The sequence below is a fragment of the Acinetobacter sp. SWAC5 genome, assembly GCF_003419885.1.
GTDB classification, from domain to species: Bacteria; Pseudomonadota; Gammaproteobacteria; order Pseudomonadales; family Moraxellaceae; genus Acinetobacter; species Acinetobacter cumulans.
Genome location: NZ_QUWR01000004.1, coordinates 73086 through 90513, shown reverse-complemented (window position 1 = coordinate 90513; position 17428 = coordinate 73086). Strand labels below are relative to the sequence as shown.

Annotated in this window: 24 protein-coding genes; 11 read left to right on the top strand and 13 right to left on the bottom strand. The window is 41.8% G+C overall.

What is annotated here, in order from left to right; translation table 11 throughout:
* Positions 1-40 precede the first annotated feature (40 nt).
* The 4 genes from DYI81_RS04280 (at position 41) to DYI81_RS04265 (ending at position 1665) form a co-directional block, all read left to right on the top strand.
* A complete protein-coding gene (locus DYI81_RS04280) occupies positions 41-292 on the top strand; it encodes an RNA-binding protein (RefSeq protein WP_106985110.1) in 252 nt (83 codons plus the stop codon).
* Positions 293-339: 47 nt separating this feature from the next.
* On the top strand, positions 340-699 hold the full coding sequence (locus DYI81_RS04275; RefSeq protein ID WP_106985111.1) for an ASCH domain-containing protein: 360 nt from the start codon (positions 340-342) through the stop codon (positions 697-699).
* A gap of 75 nt (positions 700-774) precedes the next feature.
* Positions 775-1278, top strand: a complete 504-nt coding sequence (locus DYI81_RS04270) for a DUF6586 family protein (protein WP_106985112.1) — start codon at positions 775-777, stop codon at positions 1276-1278.
* A gap of 108 nt (positions 1279-1386) precedes the next feature.
* Complete coding sequence (locus DYI81_RS04265) at positions 1387-1665, top strand: hypothetical protein (RefSeq protein WP_106985113.1); 279 nt, start codon at positions 1387-1389, stop codon at positions 1663-1665.
* Between the two features lie 64 nt (positions 1666-1729).
* Here DYI81_RS04265 and DYI81_RS04260 read toward each other — a convergent pair whose 3' ends face one another.
* The 5 genes from DYI81_RS04260 to DYI81_RS04240 form a co-directional block, all read right to left on the bottom strand.
* On the bottom strand, positions 1730-2347 hold the full coding sequence (locus DYI81_RS04260) for a DUF1294 domain-containing protein (protein WP_117006807.1): 618 nt from the start codon (positions 2345-2347) through the stop codon (positions 1730-1732).
* Between the two features lie 143 nt (positions 2348-2490).
* Positions 2491-4209 (bottom strand): cation:proton antiporter, encoded by a 1719-nt coding sequence (locus DYI81_RS04255; protein ID WP_117006806.1) that lies wholly within the window; start codon positions 4207-4209, stop codon positions 2491-2493.
* Positions 4210-4345: 136 nt separating this feature from the next.
* Positions 4346-4501 (bottom strand): 50S ribosomal protein L33, encoded by a 156-nt coding sequence (gene rpmG / locus DYI81_RS04250; RefSeq protein ID WP_001205031.1) that lies wholly within the window; start codon positions 4499-4501, stop codon positions 4346-4348.
* A 12-nt stretch (positions 4502-4513) separates the two neighbouring features.
* Positions 4514-4750 (bottom strand): 50S ribosomal protein L28, encoded by a 237-nt coding sequence (gene rpmB / locus DYI81_RS04245; protein ID WP_000048256.1) that lies wholly within the window; start codon positions 4748-4750, stop codon positions 4514-4516.
* Between the two features lie 162 nt (positions 4751-4912).
* Positions 4913-6361 carry a coniferyl aldehyde dehydrogenase gene (locus DYI81_RS04240; protein ID WP_117006805.1) on the bottom strand — a complete coding sequence of 483 codons (1449 nt, stop codon included), beginning with the start codon at positions 6359-6361 and terminating at the stop codon, positions 4913-4915.
* Between the two features lie 115 nt (positions 6362-6476).
* Here DYI81_RS04240 and DYI81_RS04235 point away from each other — a divergent pair, with 115 nt between their 5' ends.
* The 5 genes from DYI81_RS04235 (at position 6477) to DYI81_RS04215 (ending at position 10315) form a co-directional block, all read left to right on the top strand.
* The gene (locus tag DYI81_RS04235) at positions 6477-7184 is read left to right on the top strand and encodes a TetR/AcrR family transcriptional regulator (RefSeq protein ID WP_106985117.1); all 708 of its coding nucleotides are present in this window, start codon (positions 6477-6479) and stop codon (positions 7182-7184) included.
* Between the two features lie 224 nt (positions 7185-7408).
* Positions 7409-8275, top strand: coding sequence for a formyltetrahydrofolate deformylase (gene purU, locus DYI81_RS04230; RefSeq protein WP_106985118.1), 867 nt, complete (start codon positions 7409-7411; stop codon positions 8273-8275).
* A 221-nt stretch (positions 8276-8496) separates the two neighbouring features.
* Positions 8497-9264: an energy transducer TonB gene (locus DYI81_RS04225; protein WP_117006804.1), complete on the top strand. Its 768-nt coding sequence runs from the start codon at positions 8497-8499 to the stop codon at positions 9262-9264.
* 26 nt (positions 9265-9290) lie between these two features.
* Positions 9291-9911 carry a MotA/TolQ/ExbB proton channel family protein gene (locus DYI81_RS04220; protein ID WP_106985120.1) on the top strand — a complete coding sequence of 207 codons (621 nt, stop codon included), beginning with the start codon at positions 9291-9293 and terminating at the stop codon, positions 9909-9911.
* Complete coding sequence (locus tag DYI81_RS04215; RefSeq protein WP_106985121.1) at positions 9911-10315, top strand: biopolymer transporter ExbD; 405 nt, start codon at positions 9911-9913, stop codon at positions 10313-10315. The genes DYI81_RS04220 and DYI81_RS04215 overlap by 1 nt, the downstream gene beginning before the upstream one ends.
* Positions 10316-10412: 97 nt before the next feature.
* On the opposite strand, the gene msrA is transcribed toward DYI81_RS04215, so the two are convergent.
* The 5 genes from msrA to thyA form a co-directional block, all read right to left on the bottom strand.
* The gene (gene msrA / locus DYI81_RS04210) at positions 10413-10931 is read right to left on the bottom strand and encodes a peptide-methionine (S)-S-oxide reductase MsrA (RefSeq protein ID WP_117006803.1); all 519 of its coding nucleotides are present in this window, start codon (positions 10929-10931) and stop codon (positions 10413-10415) included.
* A gap of 118 nt (positions 10932-11049) precedes the next feature.
* Complete coding sequence (locus tag DYI81_RS04205; RefSeq protein WP_117006802.1) at positions 11050-11508, bottom strand: META domain-containing protein; 459 nt, start codon at positions 11506-11508, stop codon at positions 11050-11052.
* 112 nt (positions 11509-11620) lie between these two features.
* Positions 11621-12649, bottom strand: a complete 1029-nt coding sequence (locus tag DYI81_RS04200) for a DUF4105 domain-containing protein (RefSeq protein ID WP_171356303.1) — start codon at positions 12647-12649, stop codon at positions 11621-11623.
* Positions 12650-12721: 72 nt separating this feature from the next.
* Positions 12722-13234, bottom strand: a complete 513-nt coding sequence (locus DYI81_RS04195) for a dihydrofolate reductase (protein WP_117006800.1) — start codon at positions 13232-13234, stop codon at positions 12722-12724.
* A gap of 97 nt (positions 13235-13331) precedes the next feature.
* Positions 13332-14174, bottom strand: a complete 843-nt coding sequence (gene thyA / locus DYI81_RS04190; RefSeq protein WP_117006799.1) for a thymidylate synthase — start codon at positions 14172-14174, stop codon at positions 13332-13334.
* Positions 14175-14416: 242 nt separating this feature from the next.
* Between thyA and DYI81_RS04185 the strand changes: the two genes are divergently transcribed.
* Positions 14417-14968, top strand: a complete 552-nt coding sequence (locus tag DYI81_RS04185; RefSeq protein ID WP_117006798.1) for a hypothetical protein — start codon at positions 14417-14419, stop codon at positions 14966-14968.
* 177 nt (positions 14969-15145) lie between these two features.
* Entirely contained in the window at positions 15146-15673 is a 528-nt protein-coding gene (locus DYI81_RS04180) for a peptidoglycan amidohydrolase family protein (RefSeq protein WP_117006797.1), read from the top strand.
* Positions 15674-15723: 50 nt separating this feature from the next.
* On the opposite strand, the gene DYI81_RS04175 is transcribed toward DYI81_RS04180, so the two are convergent.
* The 3 genes from DYI81_RS04175 to lgt all read right to left on the bottom strand — a co-directional run bounded on the left by DYI81_RS04175 (position 15724) and on the right by lgt (position 17398).
* A complete protein-coding gene (locus DYI81_RS04175; protein ID WP_117006796.1) occupies positions 15724-16089 on the bottom strand; it encodes a hypothetical protein in 366 nt (121 codons plus the stop codon).
* On the bottom strand, positions 16089-16475 hold the full coding sequence (locus DYI81_RS04170) for a hypothetical protein (protein WP_117006795.1): 387 nt from the start codon (positions 16473-16475) through the stop codon (positions 16089-16091). Before DYI81_RS04170 ends, DYI81_RS04175 begins: the two co-directional genes overlap by 1 nt.
* Before the next feature lie 110 nt (positions 16476-16585).
* Positions 16586-17398 (bottom strand): prolipoprotein diacylglyceryl transferase, encoded by an 813-nt coding sequence (lgt, locus tag DYI81_RS04165; protein WP_106985131.1) that lies wholly within the window; start codon positions 17396-17398, stop codon positions 16586-16588.
* Positions 17399-17428 lie beyond the last annotated feature (30 nt).

The following is a 17428-nucleotide window of genomic DNA, read 5'->3' as shown; positions in this document are numbered from 1 at the left end:
GCAAATGCTTTTTGAGGACGCTGCCTATTTGGAAAATTGAATGAATATTTTAGTACGTAACTTAGAGCGCTCGGTAACAGAAGCAGAATTACTGGAATTGTTTAAACCTTTTGGTAAGGTTGAATCAGCAGTGGTAGTGATGGATGCTGAAACGGGCAAATCTAAAGGTTTCGGTTTTGTAGAAATGCCAAATGGCCGTGAAGCAATTAAAGCGATTAAAGGTTTAAATACGCTGAAAGTGAAAGGTATGGGTATTCGAGTTAAATCTGTCGAAGACAAACCAAAAGCTTAATAAAGAAAGGGAGCAAATATTGCTCCTTTTTTTATGGTGAATTCAGCATGCAGACCTATTTTGCACTTTCTATTGTGGCTCCTGCAGGGCAAAAAATTGTCAATGGTTTAAAAACACTGGAAGTGCGCCGTTGGCGACCTGAGCAATTGCCTTTAAAGAATTTAGTGATTGTCGAAAATCAGCATTTTCTACACCAAGAAGGTGCGGAGGAAATGGGGCATGCCATTGCAATGGTGGATGTGCGAGAAGTCCATGCTTGGACTGAAGATGAAATTGAGCCTGCACAGGCCTCTTATTGGGAAGCAGGATACTGGGCTTGGACTTTAGAAAATATTCGTCCCATTGCAACAATACAACCACAAATTGCTAAACGGAAAATCTATTTAATTGAAATGGATCATCCATAATATTTATTGTGAATTCAGAGAGTTTGAGTTTAAGCTTGTGCTTGTACTCAACGCCAAAATGTAGGAATTAAATTCATGTCTCGAGTTGCTCGTTACCATGCTGATCGCACCAACCAAAAACTCTATTTTGCACGACTGGCTTGCCAACAAGCTGAGCAAGTAGAACATATTCAGCAAGCACAAGCACATCGAGAGGCTGCAGTATTTCACTTACACGGTGCGGTATTGGCGTTCTTGCAGGAACTGGTGCGCTATTATCGTTTAAATGACTTTAATCCAACTTTAAAATCTGTAGAAGAACATATGGCGGCTAAAGGTCAGGTGTCTCCTGAAATTTCCGTCATGCAAAAATTGGCCAAAGAAGGATTTATTGCTGAATTAAAGCGAGCTTACCGGATGTGTCAGTATGCACCAGAGCCAAGTGCACCGGAACCTGAGGCAGAAACCTCGTCAAATTTAATTATTAAAGTGACGCAGTCGCCTCAAGCATGGTTGCCTGATACCAAAATTTTACGTGAATGGCATCGTGAATTAACGCAGTTGATTGATGGCTTCCGTAATGAAATGGTGGAGTTCTAATTCGATTTAATGAGCAGTACTTGAAATTGCCAATTTCAACCCGATATTAATGATCTAAGCCGTGCAAAGTGCAGTAGCCTTTGCCACCATGTTGTGCATGGAGGATATATGTCTATAGAACAGTTGAAAGAATTATTTGGAAATCAAGACGCAATTTTAGAACTTGTGCAACTCGAGGGTGGTGAATTGGCCTTGCGTAATGCAGGCTCAGAGCAAGAGCCTTTGGTGACGATTCAATTTAATGAAGAGGTCCGAGCCTTACTTGGGGATCAAACACCTGTGATTGCGCAGCAGATGATTCAGGCTGCGCTATATGGTTTGCTTGAAAAGCAAGTCAATGAATGGCAAGCAGGCGTTGTGGATGAGAAGCCACAATATTTGAGTTAATCATTTAAAAAATTAAACGCACCTTTTGGTGCGTTTTTTTATGTGTGCTTCGATCAAGTTGGCATTAAAATGTTGAAGGCCAAGTGAAGTAGACAAAGACCGCAAACACTATAATATTACCCAGCACCGTAAGCCAGAACGTTTCACGAAATTCTTTCTTTTGTGATTTATGACGTAAGCTGAGCTGAGCAATTAGCGCGCCCATCCAACCCCCTAAAAAACTCCATTGATGTAACGTTTTTTCAGGTGTGCGCCGTTGATTTTTTTGTGCTGCGTTTTTATCTTGCCAATACAAAAAGAAGGTCAGTAGGCTTAGCACGATATAGTAGCCAAGCACCCAAATACTGATTTTTCCCCAAAAGCATAAAGCTAATAACACTAAAATAAATGGATAGGCTGCAATTTTAGACAGCAATTGCTTGCCTTCTTCAGCTTGGTTATGTCGTTGATGGCGTAATTTTTTTCGTTCAAAGTCATGTAAAAATTGAATATTCACAGCTTGAGGGCGCTGATTGGCATCCATCTGAATATCATAGACCAATTGATCCCCTTCGCATGGGCGACGGGTTTTATAGCTAAAATTTTTAATATGTACAAAGACTTTATCAGTTTGCTGTTCAGTTGTTGCAAACCCAAAGCCTTGCTCGTCTTTCCAAGTGGTGAGTGTGCCTTTTGAATGCATGATGCCCTCGAAAATATTATATTTAAATATGTATTGTTAAGTGTTTGAAGCTTATCGGTTTTGCTTTGTTTTGACCAGTGTGTACTCAAAAAACGGATAATAAAAAACGCACAGAAGCGTGCGTTTTTTATAGCGTGATGAGCTTAATGCGTAGGGGCTTCATGATGCGCAATTTGGATTTGATTCAAAATATGATTGCTCATATTTTTGGCCATTTCCTCTTTGGCAAAATACACTTCGCCAATATTATCATTGCGGATCACTTCGGCTTCTTGCTTACTCTCAGCACATACCAAGACCTGAATTTGTGGGTTTAACGTTTTGGCAATATCTACAATTTTATGAATATCCAAAATATCCATGGGTGAGAGTACCAAAAGGCGTGCATGTTGAATGTGTGCTTGAATGAGTACGCTCGGTTCAGTGGCCATACCAGAAACAGCGGCAATGCCTTTTTCCCGTAAGTTTTCCACAATCTCACGGTTTTCTTCTGCAATCACCACCTTAATATTTTGTTCCATCAGCGTACGGGTAATACGACGCCCAACCTCACCATGGCCAACGATCACCACCTGATCGCGTAGGTAATCTTGTGAGACTTCATCTGGAAGCATTGCCAAGGGGTCACCACTACGTTCAAGTAAGCGAGCCAATGATGAGCGCTCACGAATCCATCTTTGTATTGGTTCAACGGCTGAAAATACAAAAGAGTTTAGGGTAATGGAGATGAGCGCACCGGCTAAAATTAAGTTTTGACCTTCAATAGACAGCAGTTGAAGTGAAACTCCGAGTGCAGCTAAGATGAAAGAAAATTCACCAATTTGAGCCAAGCTCGCACCAACGGTCAGTGCTGTATTGAGTGGATAACGGAAGAATAAAACCAAAGCCATGGCAGCGATGGTTTTACCAATCATAATAATGCCGACAACAGCCAATACATGCAGTGGTTGTTCTAGCAAGATCCTTGGATCAAACAGCATGCCAACAGAAACGAAGAACAAAATGGCAAAAATTTCACGTAAAGGCAGGGTTTCTTCTTCTGCACGGTGACTGAAGTCGGATTCCTTCACCACCATCCCAGCGAAGAATGCACCCAAGGCCATAGAAACGCCAAAGATTTTATATGCGCCAAATGCAATGGACACCGCAGCAGCAACAACAGTTAACGTGAAGAGTTCACGTGAGCCAAGGCGTGCCACAATTTGCATAATTTTAGGCACTAAGCGCTTGCCAACAATCAGCATGAAGGCAATGAAGCCTGCAACTTTCAGCAGTGTGATGCCTAAAGTCAGCCAAATGCTATCATCTGCATTGGCACCTTCAATGGCTTGCCCACCGAGTAGGACTGCAGTGGCAGGTAACAGAACCAATGCCAGTACCATCACGAGGTCTTCAACCAACAGCCAGCCTACGGCAATTTTACCATTGACTGATTCGAGCAGACCTCGATCACCGAGAGCTTTGAGTAATACCACTGTACTTGCACAAGACAGGCTTAGACCGAAAATGAGTGCAGAACCAAAACTCCAGCCCCAGAGCATAGAGATGCCGACACCTAAGAGTGTAGCGACAGCAATCTGTAAAATTGCGCCTGGGAGGGCAATGCGTCGAACTTGCATTAAGTCATTGAGTGAAAAGTGCATGCCAACCCCAAACATGAGGAACATGACACCAAGCTCAGCCAACTGATTGGCCAAATGAATATCACCGACAATACCCGGTGTGTTTGGGCTAATAATAATGCCCGCGACTAAATAGCCAATAAGAGGGGGAAGGCGTAAACGGGCGGCGATATAACCAAAAAACAGCGCAACACCAAACCCGACTGCAAGTAGGATAATGAGTTCTACATCATGTGGCACTAAAACCTCCTGAAGTCAGTGTATATTAGGGAAAAATTAAGCATAAGAAATGCCAATTATGCTGAAAGTGTAACAAGTCGAATAAAAAAAATGCAAAAAAAAACGGCCAGAAGGCCGTTTTTTTTAGAATCTAAAATTATTTAATTTTAGCTTCTTTGAAGATTACGTGTTGACGGATTTTTGGATCAAATTTTTTGATTTCCATTTTTTCCGGCATAGTACGTTTGTTCTTAGTAGTGGTATAGAAATAACCTGTACCAGCAGAAGAAACTAGGCGAATCTTATCACGCATTGTAATGACTCCTTAGATCTTTTGACCTTGAGCACGAAGGTCAGCAACAACCTTTTCAATGCCCAATTTGTCGATAATACGCATACCTTTAGTGGTTAGACGAAGACGTACAAAACGTTTTTCGCTTTCTAACCAGAAACGGTGGTGGTGCAGGTTCGGCTCGAACCGGCGTTTGGTTTTGTTATTGGCGTGCGAGACGTTGTTGCCAACGACTGGACGCTTGCCGGTAACTTGGCAAACCTTAGACATGGTGAACTCCATTGCTAGACAGCACCGATTGTGTGCCTAGTCATAAAAAGTAAACGGATGAAATCATTCAAGGGGCGTTTTATACCAAAAATACGCTTAAAAGACAAGCGATTTTCAATAAAACACGGCATGACTATGTGCGATAGATCATGCCTTGATCAGTTAGCGAAGAAGTGTCTTCGAAATTAGCTTGTGGATCGGCTTATTGAATGGTGGGAGAATGAATTTCAAGCTATACAGCTTTGGATTCGACATCACTGACCGTTCATGCGACAAACTAAAGAACCCTTCCGGACCATGGTATTTCCCCATACCTGATGCGCCAACGCCACCAAATGGTAAATCGTCTTGTGCAACATGGGTTAAAACCGTGTTTTGTCCAAAATGCCCTGAATGCGTACGCTGTGCGACATAGTCGGCACGCGCCTGATCAAAGTCGAAGTAGTATAAAGCAAGTGGACGCGGACGGCTATTAATAAACTCAATAACATCGTCAATTTGATCATATTCCATGATTGGAAGGATCGGCCCGAAGATTTCATTTTGCATAATTTGCATATCAGGGCTAACACCCGTTAGCAAAGTTGGTGCAATTTTGCGCACCGCAGCCACATCTTCGTGTTTTGAATTAATTTCAATGATTTGAGCACCCGATGCTTGCGCGTCTTCTAAATAGCCTTGCAGGCGGTTGTACTGTTTATCATTAATAATTGAAGTGTAATCTTGGTTATCTGCAAAATGCGGATACATATTTTCTGCACAGGCTTTAAAACGATCAATAAACTCTGCTGTTTTACCTCGAGGTAAAAACATATAGTCAGGTGCAACACAAGTTTGGCCTGCATTCCAAAGTTTACCTACAGCTAAACGTTCAGCAACGTCTTGTAAGTCCATGGATGGGTGAACCAGCACTGGCGACTTACCCCCGAGTTCTAAAATAACAGGGACTAAGTTTTCAGCGGCTGCCGCCATGACGGTTTTTCCGACATTGGTTGAGCCTGTGAAAATCATTTTGTCAAAAGCCAGATGACTAAATGCATCAGAGATTGCGCCACCGCCATTAATCACCGCCACCAACTCTTGTGGGAAGGCTTCTGCTAAGGCTTTTTCTAACACAAAACCAAAGTTTGCCGATGCACTCGAAATTTTGATCATGGCATGGTTACCTGCAGCCAATGCACAAATGAGTGGTCCAATCGAAAGAAGAAGCGGATAATTCCAAGGGGTAATAATACCGACCACGCCCAGTGGTTGATATTGTACCCAAGCTTTTGCAGGCTGATGAATAATGCCAATATGTCGCTTAGACGGTTTCATCCAGCCCGTTAAATTTTTGCTGTAATATTTAATATGTTCAAGGCACGTAAGTAGTTCGCCAATTTTGGTTTCACTGATCGAACGGTTGCCATAGTCTTGATTAATTGCTTCAGCAAATTGATCTTGATACTTAACTAAGATACGCTTAAGACGAGCCAAACGGTCGATGCGTTCTTTTGCTGTAGGCAACGGGTAACGCAAATAAGCATTTTTTTGTTGCGCCAACGTATTTTCAAGATGTTGGGTATCAAGAGAATGAGGTGTCATTGATGTTGTTTTAGTCTGACTATTCATGTCGCACGACCATTTTCAAAGAGCGATTTATTAAATTTTTAGAGTAAATGCTCTAAATAGTCAAGTTACTTTATGTGTTATGAAATTAATGCATTGAATTTATGGTTGTTTTAGGATGTCCCAAACAAAAACGTTGAAAACCAAAGAACGTATTTTACAGCTGAGCTTACAGTTGTTTAATGAACGTGGCGAACGTTCGGTTACGACCAACCATATTGCAGCTGAACTTGGGATGAGCCCAGGTAATTTGTATTATCATTTCCGCAATAAAAGCGAAATTATTAAAGAATTGATGGAGCAATATCAAAAGGAAACGCTAGAAATGCTGGCGTTACCTGAAGATCGTCCTCTCGATGCAAATGATAAAATTCGTTATTTTCAGGTGCTGAGTAGTCAGCTTTGGGCATATCGCTTTTTACATCGTGATGTTTATCATTTGGTTGAAAACAATGATGATTTTCGTAAGATGTATCCACGCTTTGCCAGTCAAGTAATGCAACAAGGGCAAAAAATTTATAAGGCCTTTGTAAATGCAGGCTTAATGGAAATGACTGACTCAGAAATTGAGGCTTTGACCATTAACCTTTGGATTGTACTGACTAACTGGACGAACTTCTTGTATATGTCTGGTCATATTACCGATTCAAACCATTTGGAAGAGAAGTGGGTTTGGCAGGCATTGCGTCAAATGGTGTTCTTGGAAGGGGCATATTTACGTGGTGAAAGCCGTCAGACGTATGAGCATTTATTGGAAACGATGGGTGAGTCAGAGCTTTTTGAAAGTTTAGCAGCCTCGGTGCCTAAAACCCCAGAAGCACCCTAAGAGAACAGCTACCCAATAGGTGAAAATGAACACGCTTTTGTGCAAGCCACAGAAGCGTGTTTTTATTTTGTAGTTATACTTAAATGAGTAGTCGAATGAGCATAAAAACTCAACAATCTTCTCGAACAACTCGAATGTTCGATCCTACCTATTTAGTCTGTCTTTAAAACGCGTTAGAATACTCGGCTTACTTTTATTAATTGATTTTAGCGATACACACCAAAATGAATATGTCGACTGCAAATACTGCGCGCTTGCTCATTACCTGTGAAGATAAGCCAGGTATTGTGCAAGCTGTATCGAGCTTTTTGTATCATCATGGAGCAAATATTACCGCACTTGATCAATACGCAACGGAAGCTCAGGGCGGACGTTATTTCATGCGTGTTGAGTTTGAGCTTGATAATTTACAAAGCCGTAAAGAAAACTTATTACAGACTTTTGATAATAATGTCGCTGCACGTTATGAAATGCACTGGCGCTTGGCGTTAGTTAGTGACGTGAAAAAGGTTGGTATTTTGGTTTCCAAAGTAGACCACGCCTTGCTTGAACTTTTATGGCGCCATGCCCGTGGCGGTTTGCCATGTGAAATTACCAAAGTTGTGTCGAATCACGACACTTTACGTGAAGCTGTAGAAAACTTTGGTATTCCGTTTGAAGTTGTTCCTGTGAATAAAGAAAACAAACGTGAAGCTTATGCGCAAATTGATGAGCTAATGCAAGGCAATGATTTACTTGTTTTAGCACGTTATATGCAAATTCTGGATGAAGAATTTGTACAAAAATGGGAAATGAAAATCATCAATATTCATCACTCATTCTTACCAGCGTTTGTAGGTGCAAATCCATACAAACAAGCGTATGAAAAGGGTGTGAAGTTGATTGGTGCAACAGCGCATTATGTGACTGCTGATTTGGACCAAGGTCCGATCATTGAGCAAGATGTTGAGCGTGTGAGCCATGACTTTACCGTAGAACAGCTACGTGAATTAGGTCAGGATGTTGAGCGTAATGTACTTGCACGCGCTGTGAAATGGCATTTGGAAGACCGTATTATTGTGCATGGCAACAAAACTGTTGTATTCCAATAATGCTTTGAATCTAGTGTTTAAAAAAGGCATACTTTAAGTATGCCTTTTTATTGATGTGTTGCAGTTTATCATTCAAAAAAGCCATAAAAGTAACCAAATTAATAGTTGCAAATGAAAACACTTCTCATTTATCATTGTGCCACTTTAATTGTTCGAACCGATGAGTTTGATTGCAATTTTCATTCTATGTGCAGTCACTTGTTTAAGGTATATTGATTTTAATGACTCCTTCTTCTGCTCCGATGCTGCCAGACCCAAATTCGATGAAAAAGAAAGTCCTCACGGCACTTGTAGCTGTTGTGATTGGGCATGTTGGGGTATTGTGGGCAGTTGGCCAAATGAAAGCGCCAGATTTAAAGCCAATTGAAAAAGAACCATTAAAAGTACGCTTTGTAAAACTTCAGGAAGCACCAAAACCATTGCCTCCTAAGCCAAAACCAGAACCGAAAAAAGAACCACCAAAACCGAAAGAAGTTAAAATAGTAGATAAGCCTTTACCGCCACCACCGAAAAAAATTGAAAAAGTGGAGCAAGTGAAGAAAGCTGAAACGCCGAAACCCGTCGTTAAACCAGTGGAAACACCAAAACCAAGTCCAGTGGTATCTACAGTAGTCTCTGAAACGAAAAAACCTGTACCAACACCTGCACCAGCGCCAGTTGCACCGCCTGCACCTGTAGCTCCTCCGGCACCGCCTGCACCACCAGCACCTAAAAGTGTTTCTTTGGGTGGAGGTGTATCATGGTTACGTGCACCGAAGGTAAGTTTTGAAGGTGGTGAGCTGAAAGACTCATGTTCATTAGTGGTTGCAATATCAGCCAATGAGCAAGGTAAAGTTATTTCTGCTGATGCAAAAAATTCGAGTTGTAGTCCAGCTGTCAACCGTAAAGTTACGGCAGCAGTAAAACGGGCTCAACTCACCAAATATGTTGAAAATGGTGTGGCGTATCCAACACGTGTGGAACAGCCATTCGACTTTCAACTTAAATAACCGGCTAACCCATTAGGAGTTCGAGTATGAACTTTTCAGTTTATTGGCAACATGCAGATGCAGTCAGCAAAACGCTGTACTTTGTGTTGTTGGCAATGTCGATTGCGACATGGACCATTTTTGTTTTACGCATTATGGGCACACGTCAGCTGAAACAAGTAGCTTATGCTCATCTTTCTGATGCTTTAACGGCATTAAAAGCAAAATTTGCGCCGTTAAACTTTGATCAACGTAAAGCAGTTGCTGAACAAGCTTTGCTTCGCCAAATTGCAGTGGAAAAAGCCAATGCAGAAAAAGGCGTTTCTGTACTGGGTACGATTGCATCACTTGCACCATTCGTAGGTTTGTTTGGTACGGTTTGGGGTATTTTCCACGCCTTGGTTGCAGTAGGTAAAAGCGGTCAAGCAGGTCTAGCTCAAGTTGCAACACCCGTGGGTGAAGCCTTAATTATGACCGGTCTAGGTTTAGCAGTCGCAATTCCGGCAGTATTGGCTTATAACATTTGTGTACGCTTTAACCGTACATTAAGCAATGAATTGCAAGATCAAGCACATGGCTTGTTGATTGATACCATGCTACAGCAAGAGTCAGTAAAAAAGACTGAAGTCACTGCGGCACAAGAAGGTTTAGTTGGAGGTCAAGCTTAATGGCTTTTCAATTGGGTGAAGACAACGATGCAGGCATGAATGAGATGAACCTCATTCCGCTCATCGATATTATGCTGGTATTGATGATCATCTTTTTGGTGACAGCGACCGTTGCCAACCCATCAATTCCATTAACCTTGCCACAAACTACTGCTGAAGTAATTGATTTACCACCAGAGAATGTGACCATTAGCATTAATGCAAATGGTGATATTGCATGGAATGGTAATGTGTTGTCGCTAGAAGAGCTTGAAACGCGCTTTAATACGGCAGCGGAAGCTGAACGTAAGCCAACCATCGTACTTAAAGCAGATAAAGAATCACGTTATGATACTGTCGCGCAAGTGATGTCACGTGCGAGTGGAGCCGGGCTCAGTGATATTGCGTTTGCAACAGATAATTAATCTGCATTTGAACATAAAAAAAGCAACCCAATAGGTTGCTTTTTTTATGCCTCAGCGTTGGGTTTTGTTGTTGAACTCCAAGTGAGCGTGCCAGCGACTATTTCATTAAATCTTGAAATTTACTTTGTAGCTTTAATAATTTGGGTGGAATTGCAAAATTGCAGTATCCCTGTGTTGGGTTACGGGCAAAAAAGTTTTGGTGATAGTCTTCGGCTGGATAAAACTCAGGGCTAGGGCTCAGTTCGGTGACGATGTCTAAACCTTCCGCTTTTAAAGCGTCAATCGCTTCCATGGCCTGTGAACGCTGTGCATCATCCATAAAGTAAATGACAGAGCGATATTGAGTGCCAATGTCATTGCCTTGACGGTTTAAGGTTGTTGGATCATGCGTTGCAAAGAACACATCAAGCAATTGTGCAAAGCTAATTTGTGATTCATCAAAATCAATCAGAATCACTTCTGCATGCTGTGTCGTTCCTGTGCAAATATCGTCATAACTTGGGTTAGATGTTAAACCACCCGCATAGCCGCTGGTTACTGCATGAACACCACGTAGTTGCAGAAATACAGCTTCTGTACACCAGAAGCAGCCACCGCCAAATAATGCTTTTTGCATAAGTTAAACCTAATTAATGTGTGAATTGTCTTTTAATATCGGGGCAAATTGCCAAGCTACAATGTTGCTGGTCTAAATCGCATTAAAAAGCCTGCAGAAGCAGGCTGATGGTCATGATTTAGCGGGGTTGCACTGCTAATTCAAATTTTAGAACTGGGTTGCCATAGCGGTCGAGCAGTTGCAGGGTTTTGCCAATGGTTTTGTAATGGGTGACTTTGGCTAATGCATCATTGAAGTCGCGATCAATATTATTGTTGTTCATGCAGGCCATACGTGTGCTTGCCATTTGACTCAATTGTAGCGTGTCACGTTTAACGCTATAGCTGCCCATAATGCGGTTACAGCCATCGGCACCTGATACACGTTTGGTTGCTTCATCAAATTGAATGCTCGGAATATTACGGGCTTGAGGCGAAGTTTGAATTACGATATTACCAATCTGAGTGGCAATCCAAGTGCGGTTTTGCAGGAGTTGTAAATTTTCTGTACTTTCTGCAGTTGTCTTTGGCATGGTTTCGCATCCTGCAAGTAGTGCGACTGAGCTCATGGCTAAGGCAAGACATAACGGTTTTAACATGATTTACCCCATCTGTTTAATATTTAAACTTTAGCTTTAATATAAACAAATATTTAGCTCATTCGCTAGTCCAATTTGTTGCATTTATATATGTGACTGTCCATGGTTTATTCTATTTTGAGTTTTGTGGTGCTGTGTGTGTCACAGAGCTGAGTCCTTGGCGAATCAGCGCAGAATACTGTGCACTACTGAGTGTATGGTGACTTGTTACTCTAGGGTTAACATGTGCACGTCGATACCATGTAGCGATGTCCCATTGATGCGAAAGCGCATTTAAGTCATATAAATAATTGGGCAAATAGCCAGAAGCCAGTAAGCGATAATCGACAGGTAAGTGTTGCTTACTTACCGCCTGCACCATATCAAAGATTAAAGTGGTGCAGTTGCTGGTTAGCGTGTTATACCATTTGGCATGCTTGGCTAAATCGTCAGATTTAGACAAGTATTCTTCAAATAAAGCTTTACGTTCGGCCTCACCCATGTTGATCGGGAAGAAATAGACCTGTTCGCCACGAATATTGCTCCGCGTATAGATAATATCTTTTTCATCAGCGGCAATCAGGCTGACTTCAAATTTACGAAAGAAGCCTCCAATGGCAGAGAAGTCTTCGTTTTTCTCTTTACGGATTTCAATAGAAAAGGTCAGGGGTGCACTGTGGGCAAAGTCAAAGCTGACGAGGGTATGGGCAATTTTAGGTCCCATCCAATAAGAGGTAATAATATTAACGCCAGTAATGTCATTTAGATTGTAGTGGCGTGTTTTCCAGCGTTCCGTATAGCGACCATCGGCATGCCAATCAAAATTACGGACATTGTGTAGCGTGACTTGGTCGCCGTGCTTTTCGTAGCTCAGCATTTTAGCGACTTCTGGATTCCAGTCACGGTCTTGTCGTGCAGGTAGGCTAAAGTACCAAATTAGGGCAAATAAAAAGGCCAAGCCGTAAATGAGTATATCTTTGCGACGACTGAGCAGGTGTGAAAAATAGATGCCTAAGATGCTCAGTGCAAAGGCAATCCAAAACCCGATAATCGCATAGCTCACAATGCTATTAATGGGCTGCTGTACCCAAATGGCCATACACAGCCAAGCTGAACTCAGAACTACAAATAGGCTAAATACCCCATGCGCAAGTTTGCGCATGAAAGATTTTATCGAGCTATTGGTTCGCGAAGGCTGTTGCATAAGATCATGTTATGTTTTCATTATTTAGCTTTATTTTCGATAAGTTGCGAACTCAAAAGCAATCCCAGTTTTGTCGTCGATATGTTGTTCAGAGGCAACTTTATTGAAGTCAGATGGAATTGCTGGATAGTGGGCATCACCTTGTACATCCAGTTCGACATGCGTGAGTTCTAAGCGATCGGCAATGTCTAAGGTTTGTTTAAAGATTTCCCCGCCACCAATAATAAAAATGGTGTTGGGTTTTTCTGATGCTTCTACATCTGTAACGGCGTGTTTTAAGGCATCTTCAATGCTATACGCCACTTTAGTGCCTTCAAATTGCCAGTTTTGGTCACGCGTAATGACCCAGTTAACACGTTTTGGCAGGGTGCGTCCCATTGATTCTAAGGTTTTGCGACCCATAACGACCACGCCACCTTGGGTGATTTCTTTAAAGTGTTTAAGGTCGGCAGAGATATGCCAAGGTAGGTCATTGCCTTTACCAATACAGCGCTGTTGATCCATTGCCACCACATGAACAACTTCTAAATTTTGGAACGCCATTGCGAACTACTCAAACACAATAAAAATTGACCCTATTAAAATGCAAAATCCCGCTTTTCGCAAAGCGGGATTTTGGTTTTTATGCAATTTAGATGCTTTAAACTGCAACTGGCGCTTTAATTCCAGGGTGTGATTCATATCCTACAATTTCAATATCTTCAAATTTGAAATCAAATAGGTCTTTGACATCTGGATTAAGTTGGAGTTGACATAGCGTCATTGGCTCACGGCTCAGCTGTAATTTGGCTTGCTCGAAGTGATTGGTATAAAGGTGAGTATCACCACCAGTCCAAACAAAATCGCCTACGCCAAGCCCACAGACTTGCGCAATCATGTGAGTGAGTAATGCATAGCTGGCAATGTTAAATGGCACGCCCAAAAATACGTCTGCACTGCGTTGGTAAAGTTGGCAAGACAATTTGCCATCTTGTACAAAAAACTGGAACAAAGTATGGCACGGAGGCAATGCAACATTGCCTGCTTCGTTAGGATTCCAACCTGAAACGATCAAACGGCGTGAGTTTGGGTTGGTTTTAATTTCATTTACGAGCCATTTAATTTGGTCAAAACCGTCGTCATTAAACGAACCATCGGCATTTTTAGTGGCACCAAAATTGCGCCATTGGTGACCATAGACTGGCCCTAACTCACCTTCAGGACGTCCAAAACGTGCAGTTTGTTCTGCTGTAGACCATTCATCCCAAATGCTGACTTTGTTGTCTTTTAAATATTGAACATTGGTGTCACCTTTTAGAAACCACAAGAGTTCAATCACAATTGAACGAAAATGCACTTTTTTGGTGGTGAGTAAAGGGAAGCCTTTTGAAAGGTCAAAGCGCATTTGATGACCAAATACAGAACGTGTTCCCGTACCTGTACGGTCGCCTTTGTCGCCACCGTTGTCGAGAATGTGCTGTAACAGGTCGAGGTATTGGCGCATATCGCTCTCATCATCTAAATAAAATTTTGCGGGCTATTTTAGCCTGTTTTTGGCGCAGAGCAAAATGCTACGTACAGCGTGCCATTTTTGCATTTTGTTACGTTTTGAGATGAACTTTATGTCGCTTACTTACAATTTTATAAAGAAGATTTAAGTTTGGGTTTTTACTATCGTCTGCAAGAAAAATAGTCTGGTTTTTTGCACAGGACTGCAAATTTGAAGTGAGTCATTGAGGACAGCGGATGTTAGTTGATAGCCAATACCTTGAAATACATAATAGTTATGCTCAGGCACAGCCACACGAGATTGTACAAACTACAAATCAATATCCTCAGCGCACCAGTGTTGATCCAAAAGTTGATCCAAATTTAACAGCGCAATTTTTGCAAAAGCGTGATGCAGTTAACACTTTTAATATGGACAACACAACTGGAATTCAAATTGACCGATTTATTCAGAAGCTAGACAGTATTAAATCTCATGTGAGTTCGCAGCGTTGTGCGCGTAGTATTCGGATTGCTTTAGAAAGTGCAGGTGCTGTTATTGGCAGTCATCCTATTGCGGCTTCAGATTGGGGGGATACTTTAATGAAGCTGGGCTATAAACATATTCAGCCTGAGTTTGATCGTCCACAAGAGGGTGATATTTATATTATTCATCGGACTTCAAAGCATTTATATGGCCATATTGCTGGCTTTACAGGTTCGGAGTGGGTCTCGGATTTTAAGCAAAAAAGCTATGATGTGTATAAAGATGATGGCGTGCAATATGAATATTATCGTTTGGCACTTTAGAGTGAATATTTAGAATTAATTTGTTTAATAATTATACAAATAATGGATATTAAAGTACTTTTCTTAAATTTTCTTACATTTTCGGCATGATATTTTAAGTTTAGGGGCGTAGTATCGGCCGCTGTTTAGGGTAGTAAATTCAATCAAGATGGATTGAAAAAGAGGTTGTTGTTTCACATGGCTTATGATCAAGGCGTTGACGTACAAAGTGTAAATGGTCCAGTCAAGGCAGAAATCGTGATCCGATCCCAGCAAGCACCAAAGCGTTCATATCGTAGTAATAGTCGTGTGAGTGCGCAAGAAGATACACCACGTAAGCTTTTTGGTGCGGACAATGGTCAGCGTATTGATATTGATAAATTTGCGCAAAAGCTTCGCGGTGTAACTGCACAAACCAGCTCGCAAAAATGTGCCAAGAGTGTTCGTATTGCTTTGGAGTCTGCGGGCGCGAAATTTAATAATCATCCTGTAGCAGCAGCAGATTGGGGCAATACCTTACAAAAAATTGGTTATGAACGAATTAATCAGTCTTTTGACCGTCCTAAAAAAGGCGATATTTATATTATTAACCGTACGCAAAAGCATGTGTATGGCCATATTGCGGCATATACAGGTTCAAATTGGGTGTCGGACTTTCAGCAAAGTGGCTATGCGGTGTATAAAGACCCCAATGTACGTTATGAATACTACCGTTTAAATAAATAACGTCTGCCGTTCAGCAAAATTGAGCAAACATCTAATTTAACCGCGTCACGCTACTCAAAGCGTTTGGCGCGGTTTTCATAAATAGACACCAAAAACAAAGCAAGTGCGCTAAAGCAAATGCACTGTAAGGCCAAAATGGCACGGTGTGCTGTTGGAAGCTGACTGATAAGGATCAGTAGGGCGATGACAGGAGCAATCATTCTAAAATAATGAAATGCTTGGTTTGGAGCTTTCTCTTGTTGTTGAGCATAGCTTCGCATGAGGTGAATGGCGATCCCAATGGCCAAACTTAACCCTGCAAATAGGGGTGTCAATTGTTGAATTTGAGAAGCCCAATACACCACGGCACAGACAGCGATACACAGCACCAGTTTTATTTCACGCGTACAGCGTTTTGAATACCAAAATTCGAGCATTAGGGCTGTGCTTCTGGAGGTTGATTTTGATTCAATAAGGACAATGGTGAAAATAGGCAAATCGCCAAGGCCATAAAGCCAATCCCTTGTGCGCCTGGAATTAAAATTTCGCCATCTTTCATGTTCATAAAAATGAGCGCCAAAAGTAATGCAATTGGAATCCACGTCAGTACACGGTAAAACAGTCCTGTTGGATTTTTACTGGCAAAGTGAATTTTACAATAGCGGCAAATCAGAAAAATAACACCTGTGCCTAAGAACATTAAAATGGCATCAAGTTTGAGGGGTTCTATCCAATACAGCACAGCAGTTGCTATGGCAATGAGGGCAAAGATCAGGAATTTTTTGACCACCGAAATTTGTGGATTAAACCAAAACTCAAGCATATTGGACTGTATCGATTGATAGAAAGGCTAAGACTTTAGCACAGAATGCGGTCAAAAATGCAGTACAAAAAAGCGGAGCTCAAGCTCCGCTAAAATGCTAAATCATGATGTTATTTATTTTTGAGCGGGCCCCAATCATAGATTTTTTTCTGGTACGCATACCATAGCATCCATAGGCCAATGAGGATCATTGGAACTGTAAGGAATTGACCTTTACTCATCCACCCAATAAAGAGTTGTCCATTGTCTGGTTCACGGAAGAACTCGACTACGAAGCGTGCAATACCATAGCCGATGAGGAACAGTGCAGAAACGGCAAAACGTGGACGAGGTTTAGAACTGAACCACCACAGCACGATAAATAAAATTAAGCCTTCACACAGTGCTTGATAAAGCTGAGATGGATGACGTACTAACTGTAATGGATCGGTTGGGAAGATCATGCCCAAAGCAAAATTTGGATCGTGTACAGGACGGCCATACAGTTCGCCGCCAATAAAATTACCAATACGACCAAACATCAGACCAGTCGGCACACAGGGTGCAATAAAGTCTAAAGTTTGGAACCAGGTCATTTTGTACTTTTTGCACCAAAGGAGCATGGCCACCATCACCCCAAGGAAGCCACCGTGGAAGCTCATGCCTCCAGTCCAGACTTGGAATAGCCACAGTGGATTTGCCAGAAACTGATCAAAACCATAAAAGAAGACATAGCCTACACGGCCACCGATCACAACCCCCAAGGCGCCGTAAAAAATCAGATCGGATACCATGTCTGAAGTCCAACCATCACGTTGTTTGGCGCGGTGCGTTGCGAGACCCCAAGCAAATAAAAAGGCCAATAAATACATCAGTCCATACCAATGGACTTGTAATGGACCCAGCGACACGGCAACTGGGTCGATATTTGGGTAGGTCAGCATTGCTGCTCCTTAGCATTTTGTTTTGCACAG